Source organism: Spirosoma foliorum (assembly GCF_014117325.1).
Classification (GTDB): Bacteria; Bacteroidota; Bacteroidia; order Cytophagales; family Spirosomataceae; genus Spirosoma; species Spirosoma foliorum.
The window spans coordinates 5,827,837-5,841,557 of the sequence record NZ_CP059732.1; the positions used below are offsets into that span (position 1 = coordinate 5,827,837).

General features: G+C 46.5%; 10 protein-coding genes. 3 read left to right on the forward strand and 7 right to left on the reverse strand.

The window, feature by feature from the left end:
* Positions 1-24: 24 nt before the first annotated feature.
* From H3H32_RS24660 to H3H32_RS24675, 4 genes are all read right to left on the reverse strand, one after another.
* Complete coding sequence (locus H3H32_RS24660) at positions 25-528, reverse strand: MOSC domain-containing protein (RefSeq protein WP_182458337.1); 504 nt, start codon at positions 526-528, stop codon at positions 25-27.
* Positions 529-637: 109 nt separating this feature from the next.
* A complete protein-coding gene (locus H3H32_RS24665; protein ID WP_182458339.1) occupies positions 638-1,558 on the reverse strand; it encodes a metallophosphoesterase family protein in 921 nt (306 codons plus the stop codon).
* 199 nt (positions 1,559-1,757) lie between these two features.
* Entirely contained in the window at positions 1,758-2,381 is a 624-nt protein-coding gene (locus H3H32_RS24670) for an REP-associated tyrosine transposase (protein WP_182458341.1), read from the reverse strand.
* 93 nt (positions 2,382-2,474) lie between these two features.
* Positions 2,475-5,192, reverse strand: a complete 2,718-nt coding sequence (locus tag H3H32_RS24675) for a DUF5686 and carboxypeptidase regulatory-like domain-containing protein (RefSeq protein WP_182458343.1) — start codon at positions 5,190-5,192, stop codon at positions 2,475-2,477.
* Positions 5,193-5,389: 197 nt separating this feature from the next.
* On the opposite strand from H3H32_RS24675, the gene H3H32_RS24680 reads away from it, so the two are divergent.
* From H3H32_RS24680 to H3H32_RS24690, 3 genes are all read left to right on the forward strand, one after another.
* Positions 5,390-6,751: a M24 family metallopeptidase gene (locus H3H32_RS24680; protein ID WP_182458345.1), complete on the forward strand. Its 1,362-nt coding sequence runs from the start codon at positions 5,390-5,392 to the stop codon at positions 6,749-6,751.
* A gap of 128 nt (positions 6,752-6,879) precedes the next feature.
* On the forward strand, positions 6,880-7,068 hold the full coding sequence (locus H3H32_RS24685; protein WP_182458347.1) for a hypothetical protein: 189 nt from the start codon (positions 6,880-6,882) through the stop codon (positions 7,066-7,068).
* Positions 7,049-7,564 carry a DUF6169 family protein gene (locus tag H3H32_RS24690; RefSeq protein WP_182458349.1) on the forward strand — a complete coding sequence of 172 codons (516 nt, stop codon included), beginning with the start codon at positions 7,049-7,051 and terminating at the stop codon, positions 7,562-7,564. The genes H3H32_RS24685 and H3H32_RS24690 overlap by 20 nt, the downstream gene beginning before the upstream one ends.
* Positions 7,565-7,595: 31 nt before the next feature.
* On the opposite strand, the gene H3H32_RS24695 is transcribed toward H3H32_RS24690, so the two are convergent.
* From H3H32_RS24695 to fbaA, 3 genes are all read right to left on the reverse strand, one after another.
* Positions 7,596-8,717, reverse strand: coding sequence for an efflux RND transporter periplasmic adaptor subunit (locus H3H32_RS24695; protein WP_182458351.1), 1,122 nt, complete (start codon positions 8,715-8,717; stop codon positions 7,596-7,598).
* Positions 8,698-12,012, reverse strand: a complete 3,315-nt coding sequence (locus H3H32_RS24700) for an efflux RND transporter permease subunit (RefSeq protein ID WP_182458353.1) — start codon at positions 12,010-12,012, stop codon at positions 8,698-8,700. The genes H3H32_RS24695 and H3H32_RS24700 overlap by 20 nt, the downstream gene beginning before the upstream one ends.
* Before the next feature lie 491 nt (positions 12,013-12,503).
* Positions 12,504-13,583 (reverse strand): class II fructose-bisphosphate aldolase, encoded by a 1,080-nt coding sequence (gene fbaA / locus H3H32_RS24705; protein WP_182458355.1) that lies wholly within the window; start codon positions 13,581-13,583, stop codon positions 12,504-12,506.
* Positions 13,584-13,721 lie beyond the last annotated feature (138 nt).

Below are 13,721 nucleotides of genomic sequence, written 5' to 3' on the forward strand. Positions count from 1 at the left end.
AAATTTGGTCAAAATTTACGTCAATCAGTAAGCAGGAGCTTGCACAGCTGCAGTAGAAACGATGATCTCATCGCCTACTCGTATCGTTCCTCCCCGAATCACTTTTGCGGTTAGCCCGCCATGACCACGCATGGCATTGTAGCCCCCTGGACCTAGGGCCGTTTCCATTTTGGAACAGGGGTGGCATTGGCCCGTAACGTCAAGAATTGTATCGCCAATCTGAAGTCGATGGTCTTTTAGGGCTAATAGATTTAGCCCCGATACAACTATGTTCCGACGGAGTAAGCCCGGATCGAGTTCATCCCGGCCTGAAAGAGAAGCTATAACGGGTAGGTGCTCAGCTTGAATGAGGGTCACATGGCGATTTCCACTGCGCCCGCTATAATGATCGCCGAGAATCCCTTTTGTTTCGGAAAGGCTGATTCCATCGACCATAAGCATCGGCTCCCGACGTTCGGGCCGAATGCCAATCCACTCCACCCGACCGGGTCGAGGAAATACGTTGAATAAATCTTTGATGTTGTCCACTTGTCAGAACCAGGATTTATATGATCTAACTGATGAGTTATGATTTTGTCTACTGAAACTAATCATAGCAATCAATCAAATCATATAAATCCTGGTTCTGACAACGCGGTCAGACGTAATTCACGTAGGAGTTCACCACCGACCCGTCGTCAAATAAATCGACAAGCGCATAACCCGCTGCTGTGTGGTGGTATTTGCCGAACCACCAGGCTCCACTAACGGCCCCATTGCAGTAATAAGAGACTCCGTTATAATCAACCCGATCAGTTAAATGAATGTGGCCACTGAGAGCGGCTTTTACGTTAGGGTAACGATGGAATAAATCAGTAAGGCGAACGGTATCGCTATGCATCCACCGGGCTGGTACACTCCAGTTTTCGTCGGCAAACCGTTTTCCGTCAAAGAACACGCAGGCTGCCAGAATTGGCACGTGGGAGACAATCAGAATTGGTGTTCCGACAGGGGTATTTTTTAGATCGGTTTCCAGCCAGTTAAATTGCTCATCGTCCAGATGGGCCGTGTACCAACTCCCGTCGGCTTTGGGCTGAACACTGTCTAAAACAACAATGTGCCAGCCATTTTGGTCGAGGCTATAATAGCGCTTCGTCATGGCCAACTCATCCATTGCCCATTGGCGCCCTTCTTCGAAACAGATTTTAGTCTCCTGACGACACCAGATGTCGTGGTTACCCACGCAACTCAACAGAGGCAATGCATTCTCACTTCTGAGAACATCCTGATAGAGCTTCCACTGCCGACTAACGCTGTCTTTCCCCCGTCCGTGGGCTTCCATAATAGCATCGCCCCCGTTGATAATCAGATCAGGTCTATCGGCCAATCCCTGCACATGGTGCAAACATTTTTCGAAGCCTTTGGCCGCTCCTACTAACGGTTGCATATGCACATCGGTGAGGTGTGCAATCCGTAAAACCCGTTTTTTGGGGAGTGAAGCTGCCTGAACGGCACTGTGATTAAACGATAGGGCTGCAAGACCCATCCCCATTTGCCTGACTATATCCCGGCGATTCATGCAAGCCTACATTGGTTTGCGCAAAGTACGGGCTCGCCTATGACTTACTGATTATCTGCACTTTATGGTTTTGTTAGGAAATTGAGACATAGGGAAAGAATTTGTTTACATGTGATACCTGTAGCCTGGACGTCCACGTCCGGGTGTATAGATTTACTTTTTCATACCCGGACGTGGACGTCCAGGCTACAACCTTCATCTATATCCCATCAGCAAGATAGCTATGCGGCCATTTCTCCCAATCGTCAACGAATCCAGCTTTCACGGGGTTATTCAAGATATAAGCTACAATTCGCTTAAATTCTTCATGATTCCTTACAACGTGATCATAACTTTCTGCTTGCCAAAAAGATTGGCCCGTTCGGCCAAGTAGTTCGTTGGCATGGCGAGCAGAATAGCCTTTTAAGGATTTTAGTGTTTGATGAAACGGTCGATTAGTCTCTCGAATTGACACAAGCAAATGTACATGGTTCGACATAATACAGTAGGCTTGTAAATCATAATCAATCGCATGACGAGAGTGAATTCCTTTTTTAATGATATCCGCAATTGATGGGACTTTCAGCCAATGCGGCCCCTCATGAGCGGTATCCAAATAGTTATCAAAGGCAGCAAAATACCGTTTACTCTCGTCAAGTCTGGCTTTGGCTGTAGCCGTACTATCCATGCTACTAGCACCAATTTGTCTAAGGGCAATTTGTTTCTCTTCTTGTAAACGTAATAATACTGCTGCTGGAATTGAACCAGCCAGCCGATAAGTAATAAAAACACATTCACCGGGGGGCAATATATGCGGCAACGTGCGCTGGTAATGTGTTTGCATAATTCGTAGTCTGGTGATACGGCACTCCGGCGTCCACGTCCGGGTGTTATATCTGTTTTTTCATACCCGGACGTGGACGTCCAGGCTACGTGATCACCGCCCAAACTTCAGCGTTGTTCCAACTCGGAAGCCTAATCCCTGATACTTCGCGTCTTGCCATTGCGAGATCACTTCTACCCGGAAAAAGGGCAATACTTGCGGAATCAGGCCATCTAAACCATACCCAACTTCGGTGTAGTTCTTTGAAGCTGGTGTATACAGATAGTGAACGAACAGGTTTTCTTTCAGGCCAATCAGTCGCACGAGGGTTAACTGCGTAATAAAAAACTTTCGGAACTCGGCCAATACGTGCGCTTCGGCAAAATGCCTGGCGGTACTGTATTGGTAATAAGGCAATAATCGATAGGTTGAAACAACATCGCCCTGCTGTAAGAAGAACTCGTTTCCGGCGAAGTGCTTGAAATCGGGGAAGTACACTTTCCGATCGTTCAGAAAGGTCCCTGCGCTAAGTTGATAATTCAGTTTACTACGAATGCCCGTCTCAAACGAATGGCTGATAGTCCCTTGCACAAAATCGTAATCAGCCGCGTCGGCTGAGCCATCGCTGATTGCTTTTCGGTAATTAAGTGTCAATAACGGCGCATCGTTATTTCGCTGAGCCGTACGACGGCCATTGCGAATGGTGTATTGCGTCTCCCCTAATCGAGCCGAAGCCGTTAGGTTCAAGATCAGCGCGTTATGTACAGGGAAACCCGTACTAGCGACCTCGGCATTATCAGGGCGATTTGACGTATACATCCGGTTACGCCAGCCAATCCAGGGTTTTAAGTCTTCTTTATAATTTGCCAATTCAGTCCGTCGGGCATACTCTAAACTACCCGATAAGGATAATCGGTTCTTAAATGGCGATGCACTAACACTCAGATTCACAAACTCTTTCTGATAAAGCTTCATAAAATTCTGCTCAAAAAGGAGCGTTGTCAGTGAGTTCAGAAAGGGGCTGATCGGGTTGTCCGGATTGAGTTGATACAGATACCGACCACCCGTCAAACCAATCTTCGTGGTTTTATATTGGTAACTCGCCTGACCATAGCCAACTAGTTGTTTACGACCAAACTGATACCGGCCTGTACCACCGATATTCCACTCGCCCAGCGGAATTTGCCGGAATCGGTTTATCGAATCTACTTTCTTCCGAAATCGCAGATTCAGCGCTCCTTCCAGACTATAGCCTTCTACTGTATTGTACTCAATTCGGGTGAGTGGGCTGGTATAGATCAGTGAACTCCGCTTCGACAATCGCCAGGTATGACCAAACAGTACTTTATCCAGAGAAAACTTGTTAGGCGATTTTTTCTTCTGTTGGGCGGTACTATCCTGTCGTGTCGTGTCAGATTTAACTTTTACTTTCTGTTCATGCGTTAAACCAAGGCTATCGGCTTTTCGGTAGCTTTTGATTTCTGCAGAAGTTAAAGGAACGGATCGCAAGGAATCCCAGAACACATTCGAGCGTTTGCGAGCCAGTGAATCAACTACAAGCGAGTCGTCGTGAACAACCGTTACATCTTCTTTCCGATTCTTACGAGCTTGTTTTTCCTGTTTCTCGTACTCTTTAACCATCTGCCGAAGGTTCTTTGTCGAGAATTCTTTCTGTTTTTTCACTAGTTCATCGAGATTCTTGCCTTTTATATCGCCTTTAGACAGCGTTTGGGTAGGCGGTGCTTTCTTCTCATCGGCTACTTCAATATCCTCAACGAAAGCAGGATTCACCACAAACTCGGTGAAGGTAAGATTACGAATATAATAGCCAGTCGCTTTTATGCCCAGATAAGAGCCTTTACCCTCATACCGCTGATTGGTTGGCATCCAGACGCCCTGAATTGGACTACATAAGTGTCTAATTGTAAATGAGATGCCAATATTATTGACCGTTTCCAGTTGCAAACTATGGATGGCCCATGTGTTTTCAATGATGGATATCGAACCCCGAAATACACCTTCGCCATACTGACGTGGAATAACCTGAATTTTGCTAACTTCTATCACTTTTCCATCTGGCCCAGGCTCCCGAAAGGTGCCTTTATATTCAAATTTATAATAGGCAAAAGCTTTGGGCGATAAAGGCGATACCGATTCAGCAATGGTTGGGTTGTAAAAACTGGCATTAAAAAACCGATTCGGGCTCAAAAAATCTCCCTGCGAATTTCGGTTGGCGATGATTCGTTGCCGGTACGTATTGGGCTGATTAAACGACACTTCAGCTACCGTTTCATTCAACAACGGAACGCCTACTTTGAAGTTGGCCTCCTTCTCCGCTTCTTTCAATTGCTTCCGAAAAGCCATTTCGGCCAGATTTGGCAGATCAAGGACGGTAAATGATGATTTGGTGTACACTCGCGCTTTGAATCGTTGCACCTGCAATTGGTGAAACCGACTTTTCGCAATGGCCCGGCGCATAATGGTGTAGGCAGGGTCTTCATTACCTGCCTTGGTTTGTACTTCGGCCAGCCGCAATGCCTGCTCTTCCAGCGTGGCATCCAGGGTCGCAAATCCCGTTCCTATTTCAACTGATTTCTGACTGGTCTGAAAACCCAGGTATTGGAAAACAATATCGTACTTACCCGGTGCCAGCGCGATTTCATAACGTCCCTCGGCATTGGTAATAGTGCCATTTGGCGTACCTTTTACAATCACGGCAGCAAACGGCAGGACTTCACCTTGTGCACTTTTAACTGTACCGCGCAGGCCTGTCTGGGCCGTCGTATTTAATGAAAATAGTGCTCCAAAAGCGAGTAATAATATAAGCTTCATGCAAGAATAGGTTGTAGCTAATGATCAAATATACCAGCCAGATAAACGTAAAGCTGCTTTTATTGACAAACGGCATAGGTGCAGGTGTTCTGCTACCTGGAAGATGCACAAAGAAATAAAAACGTTGGCTGGAGGCTCGTTAAAAAACATTAACGACTTTATGTATCTTGCTACAAACTGCTCATTACCTGAATCATATGCAAAAATCAGTACACTTCTTCTTCAAATTATTCATTTTCCTGTTCGTTCTTAGCCCTGCCATTGCTCAACCACCGTCGCCTTCCATTGTCTTGCCCGAACGTGACCGGGCACGAATTGTCGACGAAATTCTGGACGATCGCTTTACCAACCTTCTTCCGCAACTCATGCGTCGTGAGGGGCTCGATATGTGGATTATTATTTCCCGCGAGTACAACGAAGATCCGGTGTTGCGAACGATGCTGCCCAGTACGTGGCTTTCGGCCCGCCGACGAACCATAATTGTTTTCTTCGATAATGGAAAAGAAGTCGAAAAACTGGCCATTGCCCGTTACGATGTGGGTAACTTGTTGAAAGGTGCCTGGGATATCGACGTTCGACCTAACCAGTGGGAAGCGTTGGCAAAGATTATTGAAGACCGTAAACCAAAGAAGATTGGCCTCAACATGTCGACCAATTACGGGCATGCTGATGGCCTATCATTTTCTGAACACGAGGAGTTTTTGAAAAAGCTACCCACCGATTATCAGAAGCGTATTGTTTCGGCGGAAAAAGTAGCCGTTGGCTGGCTCGAAACCCGAACCGAAAAGGAGATGGCTATTTATCCGCTCATTTGTCGATTGTCGCACCAGATTATTCAGGAAGGGTTTTCGGAGCAGATAATTCAGCCGGGCGTTACCACGACCGACGACGTGGTTTGGTGGTTTCGCCAGCGCATTACCAATCTGGGTCTGGATACCTGGTTTCATCCGACGGTTGACGTTCAACGCTCAGATAAAGAAGACTTTAACCATCTCCGTACGTTCTCCAAACGCCCTGACAAACAGGTAATCATGCCCGGCGATTTGTTGCATGTCGATTTCGGCATCACCTATCTGCGCCTGAACACCGATCAGCAACAACACGCTTACGTATTGCGCCCCGGCGAAACGGATGTTCCTGAGTCTATCAAAACGGCGTTCAAACAGGGAAATCGGTTACAGGATATCCTGACGGAGCAATTTAAAGCTGGAAAAACGGGAAACCAGATGTTATTGGCGGCTCTGGATCAATCGAAGAAAGAGGGAATTAACGGAACAATTTACACGCATCCAATCGGCGTTCATGGCCATGCGGCTGGACCAACGATTGGGTTGTGGGATCAGCAAAAAGGCGTTCCTGGTCCCGGCGATTATCCGTTACTGGCTAACACAGCTTATTCCATTGAGTTGAATGCCGCCGTAGAAATTCCTGAGTGGAAAAAAGTAGTGCGCATCATGCTGGAAGAAGACGGCTTTTTCGACGGTCAAACCTTCCGGTACATTGATGGACGGCAAACCGAGATTTATACCATTCCGAGAAAATTGGGATATGTGAAGTAGAGCCGCAATCCCTTGCGGCTTTGTGGTCGTGGTGTTGGTTACTCATAACCGACACCACGGCGATACCAAAATGCGCTCATCACATCAATATTTTTGTAACTTTACTAGCAAATAAACCTATGTGAGCCATGATAACTGCTATTGAACAGGAACGTCGGGAGCACGAAGAAATTCAGAAACGGATGATTGCTGTAGCAAAACGTATGTTGGCCAGCAAACGGGAGCTTCAGCAAGAAATTCGAGAAGACATGAAAAAACCTGAAATTCGAGAAGCTATTGATGAATTGAAAAAACGGAATGCCGAACGCTCGAAATAAGGCTTATGAATTTGTGTTTTTGGGCGGTACCAACAACACCTACGCCTTCATTACCGATCAGGAGGTTGTCTATGAACTGAAATTTAAGCCCAGTAGCTATATTTTCGGAAATCAGCCCCCTTTTACTGAGTTTGCATTCGAGTTTGTTATCGAAGTTGCCGAAAATCCGCTCCCTGATTTACCTCCTCTGGATAGGCTTATTCCCCTTACCATTGCCAGCATCTTTAATGACTTCTTTGCGTTGAAGGAAACGGTAGTGGTCTACATCTGCGAGAATGCCGATGGTCGAGCCAGTTCTCGAAATAGAAAATTTAACCAATGGTTTGAACGATCGAGCAGGACTGGGTTAAGCTTTGTAAAATTCGATTATCACTTCGGAACGGAGGTTGATTTTTTTTATACATCAATCATTATGCGAATAGACAATCCGCGAATGGCTGATGTAATCACAGCTTTTCAAGCATTGTCGGCGAATTACAACCAACCTGATAAATAAAATGGGGATCGGTAACCGATCCCCATTTTATTTACTTCACTGGCGAGCCATCCCGAATTTCTTCCGTGGCCGTAGTGATCAACTGATCTCCTTCGGCTAACTGACCGAAGATTTCGATTTTCCCATCAGCTTCAAGCCCTTTTTTGACAGGTACCCACTCTGCCTTGTGATCTTTAACCCGAATCACAAAAACACCCGTCGTAGCGTTAACAACGGCCGATTTAGGAACCACGAATGTGCTGGTTTTTGTCGGCAAGGGCAGGTTTACTTCGGCAACCATACCCGGCAGCAGTTTCTTGTCATTGTTAATAACATCTACTTCAACCCGCTCCGACCGCAAACGTTTGTCTAATGCACCCGATAGACGTTTTATCTGCCCGGTAAACTTCTTGTCGGGAAATGTCTTGACCGAGAAACTTACCGCATCATTCTGTTCTACATAACCTGTGTACGCTTCAGGAACAGAGATGACCAAACGGAGTCGTTTCTGTTCAGTAAGCACAAAGAGCGGAAATTCGGAGCCTTTACCAGCAGGCCCGATATAAGCACCCGTGCTGGCGTTACGAGCACTGATGATGCCGTTGAACGGCGCTCTGATTTCCAGGTATTTCTTTAAATCAGCGACTTCACGGTAAGCCGATTTAGCCGCTTCCAGTTGAGCCAGATCGGCATTACGCTTTGCCAAGGCTAGATCAACATCGTTTTTCGATACAGCTCCCGAAAACTTGCTGGCTTCCAGTACCCGTTCATAATTGGCTTTACTACCAATGGAAACCGCTTCCTGCGCTTTGAGTCTTGAGTCGGCCGAGTTCAGCTGAGCGGTTAGCTCAGGCGCTTCGGCTAACGCTAATAATTGGCCCTGTTTTACTTCAGAGCCGACATCAACATTGAGTGTTTTAATGAAGCCACTCACTTTAGCGTAAATGTCTACATCACGAAACGCAACCAATTCACCGGGTATGTGCAGCGATGAAGCAAGCTTGTCTTTTTTTAGTGCAAACAACTCAACAGCTGCAGGTGCTTCTGTTGTTTCAGTTTCTTTCGCTTCTGCTTTACTTTCAGAAGAATGGCAATTCGTAAGCATACTGGCCAGTAGCAAACTGCCCGTAAGTGCAAGCAGGTTATATACTGGTTTATTGATTAGCCGTTTCATACGAGGGAGAAATGTAATATTTACTGTCTTTATCTTCAGGGTCGAGCGATACCGAGTCGGTCGTAGTTTTGTTCTGCACCCAGGCAAATGCCAGTGGCAGAATGAATAACGCAGCAAACGTTGACGCAATTAAGCCGCCAATAACGGCACGTCCTAGTGGAGCTGCCTGCGAACCACCTTCGCCTAAGCCTGATGCCATTGGAATCATCCCAACCACCATCGCAACGCTGGTCATCAGAATAGGTCGCATCCGTAACGAAGCGGCTTCTCGGGCGGCCTGCAATGCATTCCCGCTCTTCATGCGAAGTTCTTCGGCATTGGTGACCATTAACACCGCATTGGAAATGGATACACCAACCGACATAATCATGCCCATGTACGATTGTAGATTGAGCGTCGACCCCATAATCATGAGCAATGTCAACGAGCCAACCAATACGGCAGGAACCGTACACAATACCACCAGCGATACTTTGAATGACTGAAAGTTAGCTGCCAGCATCAGGAAAATAACCATGATGGCCGTGATCAAACCCGTTTGCAGGCTATCGAGTGTATCGATAAGCACTTGGGTCAATCCCTGCATTTTTACCGTTAAGCCACGAGGCAGTTCACCCAGCGAGTCGATTGCTTTCTGAACATCTCTAGCTGCTGTTCCTAAATCAATATCGTTTAGGTTGGCCGTTACCGATAAAACCGGGATAGCTCCGATGTTATCATTTTCGCCATAAGTTGTTCCCTCCTGAAGAGTAGCCACATCACTCAGAACCGGGCGATTCGAATTGGGCGAAACGGGAATTTCACCCAAATCATTGACGCTTCTCATCTGACCTTCTGGCACCTGAACCTGCACGGTATATGACTGGCTCGATTTCGGATCGATCCAAACGCTCTTCTCTGTATAACGCGACGACGATGTAGCGGCAATCAACGAACGGGAAATGGCCGATATGTCCGTTCCTAGCTGAGCGGCCCGTGTTCGATCAATATTCACATTTATCGCGGGTGCTTTTGTTGCCTGGCCAATCTGAACATCACGCAGATACGGAATCTTGTTCAGTTTCGCGATTACTTTATTCGCGTACTCTTCATTCTGTACTTTGTTCTTCCCGGACAGTTTCACTTCAATAGGCGTCGGCGAACCCTGACTGAGAATCTTGTCGGTTAATTCAATTGGTTCAAAGGAGAGCTTGACATCGGGCAACGCCTTTTTCATGCTGGCTCTGAATTTATCCTTCAACTCATCCAGATCAACATCGTAGTCTTCTTTTAAACTCACCTGCAAAACGCCCTCTTGAGGCCCAGCCATAAACAAGTAAATCGGGCTGGTTGAAAACTGCGCTCCGTGCATACCCACCATGGCCGATGTAATCTCGACATTCTCTTTACCCACTAGTTGATTCAGAACATCGATGGTTTTCAACATTGTAGCTTCGGTCTTTTCGAGTCGGGTACCGTCGGGCTTCCGTATACGAACCTGAAATTGTCCGCCGGTCACTTTGGGCAATACATCGCGACCAATAGTGGTAATCAGAATCAGCGCAATACCCAGTGAACCAACTACATAAACCAGTACAATAGGCATCCGATAAGGAATCATACGACCAATAAACCGAACAAATCGCGCCCGTATTCGCTCGAAGAAGCTGATTTTATCGTCGTGGTCAAGGTCTATCTCATGCGCCTGCTTTCGTTTTTCATCCAGTAAGTCGTTGGGTTCATGTTTACTATGACCATTCGAACTTGCTTTCCCATTGGCTTTAATCAACTGTGCATTCGCGGTATCATGCTTGCCCGCTTTTCCATTACTAACCGGATGGTGTTCTTTCATCATCCAGTTGGCTAACACCGGCACCAGCGTTTGAGCCATCAGGTAAGACGTGATCATCGAGAAACCAATAGCCAGCGCAAGCGGCAGGAACAAGGCACCCGGAATACCGGTCATGGTAAACGCAGGCGCAAAGACAGCCAGAATACAGAACAGAATCAGGAGTTTCGAGAAAGCGATTTCTTTACAGGCATCCCAAATGGCCAGGGCTTTGGGTTTGCCCATGTCCATGTGCTGGTGAATGTTCTCGATTGTTACTGTACTTTCATCGACCAAAATCCCGATAGCCAGCGACAGACCACTCAACGTCATAATGTTGATCGTTTGACCGAACAGCGACAGAAACAAAACGCCCGAAATAATACAGGTTGGAATCGTAATGATTACGATCAACGCCCCTCGTACGTCGCCAAGGAAAAGCAATACCATGAGCCCCGTCAGGATAGCACCAATAGCGCCTTCGGTCATTAAACTTTCGACGGCATTGATTACATACACCGATTGGTCGAACGTGTAGGTCAGTTTGACATCTTCGGGCAATAAGGCCTGGAATCGTGGAATAGCCGCTTTCAGATTTTGGACAACTTCCCAGGTTGAAGCATCAGCCGATTTGGTGATGGGCAAATACACGGAGCGCTTGCCATTGACCAATACATAGCCCTGCGTAATATCGGCACCATCTTCAATCGTAGCGACGTCTTTTAGATACAGGTTTTGAACCGTTCCGGTAAAAAGTGGAATATTGCCAAAATCTTCAATATTCTTGACAGTCGTATTGGCGGGCGTAAAGTAATTGAAGTCGCCAATCCGCACGTTACCAGCCGGAGTGGCCTGGTTATTAATGCGTAGGGCCGCTACGAGTTGGTCGGGGGTCAAATTGTGCGACCGAAGTAGTTCAGGATCAGCTTTGATAACGATAGAACGGGCATTCCCCCCAAACGGAGCGGGTGAAACCAGACCCGGAATCGACGTAAATCCGGATCGGACGTAGACGTTGGCTAAATCCTGCAATTCATTGTTACTGCGTTTCGGGCTACTCAATACCAACTGTCCGACGGGCAAGGTAGAGGCATCGAAACGGAGAATGAACGGCGGCTGCGATCCGGGTGGAAAGCTGGACTGCGCCCTATTCGAATAAGCCGACACCTCGGCAGCGGCCTGCGCCATGTTGGTGCCTTCGTAAAACGACAGCTTCAGGAGCGTAATCCCCTGAATATTTTTGGTTTCAATACTTTTTACCCCCGATACGTAAAGTAGCAAGTTGACATACTGTTTCCCGAAAAAGGATTCCATCTGGTTAGGCGTATAGCCCCCAAACGGTTGGGAAATGTAGATGACCGGCAGATTTAAATTCGGGAATATGTCAATCTTGATCGAACGAACGGCACCGATACCGAAGTAGAATAAGCTGGCTACGATAACCAGAATCGTAATTGGCTTTCGTAACGCAGAGCGGATTAAATTCATAGTAAATTAAATTCAACTTAAATTCGTAACTCAGCTAAGTCAATCGAACAATTTTGGTCTCAGCTTTCTGCCCATAAAAAAGGCCATTTCAATAAAACCCAATTTTTTCCACAATACATCACATATGGCGATATATTATCCTGAAAGTTAACGAATTTGTCTGTCAATTACACATCCCACATCCTCCTCTTTCAGAGCTATTTACGAAACAATCCAGTCGCTTTTCCAGTCCACATCCATACCCTTTTTAGGTAAAAACACTTACCGACGAAACCCTAATCCACTGGCTCAAGTGTCATATAAATCAGGCGACAATGAAAATTATTCAGCGCTAGATAGCCGACTTTTTTTGAAGCAGTATAGGCGAGAAAAATACCCACCAAAATCCATCATTAGATTTTAACTAATCAAGTTTAGAAGGCTTAATCGACATAAAAAAAGTGTCGGGTTCTTCAACCCGACACCACTGTAAACTGAACACCGTATATTGACTAAGCCAACCGGTTGATGCAGTTCAAATCTTCGAATGCAATTTTCAGGCGTTGTACCATGCTTTCTTCGCCTTTACGTAGCCACACACGTGGATCGTAGTATTTTTTGTTTGGCGAATCAGAACCTTCTGGATTACCCAACTGCGATTGCAGGTAACCTTCTTTCGCTTTGTAATAGTTCAGGATACCTTCCCACATCGCCCACTGCATATCAGTATCGATGTTCATTTTAACGGCACCGTACCGGATAGCCTCACGAATTTCTTCGCGGCTCGAACCCGAACCACCGTGGAATACGAAGTTCACTGGCAGCGGACCCGTTGCATATTTCTCCTGAATGTATTTCTGCGAATTGTCCAGAATGATTGGCGATAGCTTCACGTTACCTGGCTTGTACACACCGTGAACGTTACCAAAAGCAGCAGCAATGGTGAAGTTTGGCGAGATTTTGCTCAGTTCTTCGTACGCGTAGGCTACTTCTGAAGGCTGCGTGTAGAGTTTCGAATCGTCAACATCTGAGTTATCAACGCCATCTTCTTCACCACCCGTAACACCTAATTCAATTTCAAGCGTCATGCCGATTTTGGCCATACGCTCAAAATATTTAGAGCAAATTTCGATGTTCTCTTCGATCGGCTCTTCCGACAAATCGAGCATGTGCGACGAGTACAGAGGCTTGCCTGTTTGATCGAAATGTTTTTCGCCAGCGTCCAGCAAACCGTCGATCCAGGGAAGAAGTTTTTTCGCGCAATGGTCGGTGTGCAAAATTACCGGAACACCGTAAAGCTCAGCTACGTGGTGAACGTGCAGCGCGCCCGAGATCGAGCCAGCAATAGCACCTTTTTGCTTATCGTTCGATAGGCTTTTACCAGCGTAAAAGATACCACCGCCATTTGAGAACTGGATGATAACTGGTGAATTAACAGCTTTGGCCGTTTCCAACACAGCATTTACCGAGTCTGTACCGACAACATTGACGGCTGGCAGGGCGTAATCATTTTCGTTGGCGTGACGGAAAAGTTGGGTAACGCCTTCGCCGGTCACAACGCCGGGGGCAAAACGGGTGGTTACTTCACTCATGATTAGGGATATTTTTTTGGATTCGTTCAAGAAATAGTTTACCGAAAATAGGATCGGCTAACCTATCTGATTTCGAAGGGTAAAGTTGCGGATATTCGTGGAATATTGCTACTGTCTGTCAATTTTGAACAGTCCAAA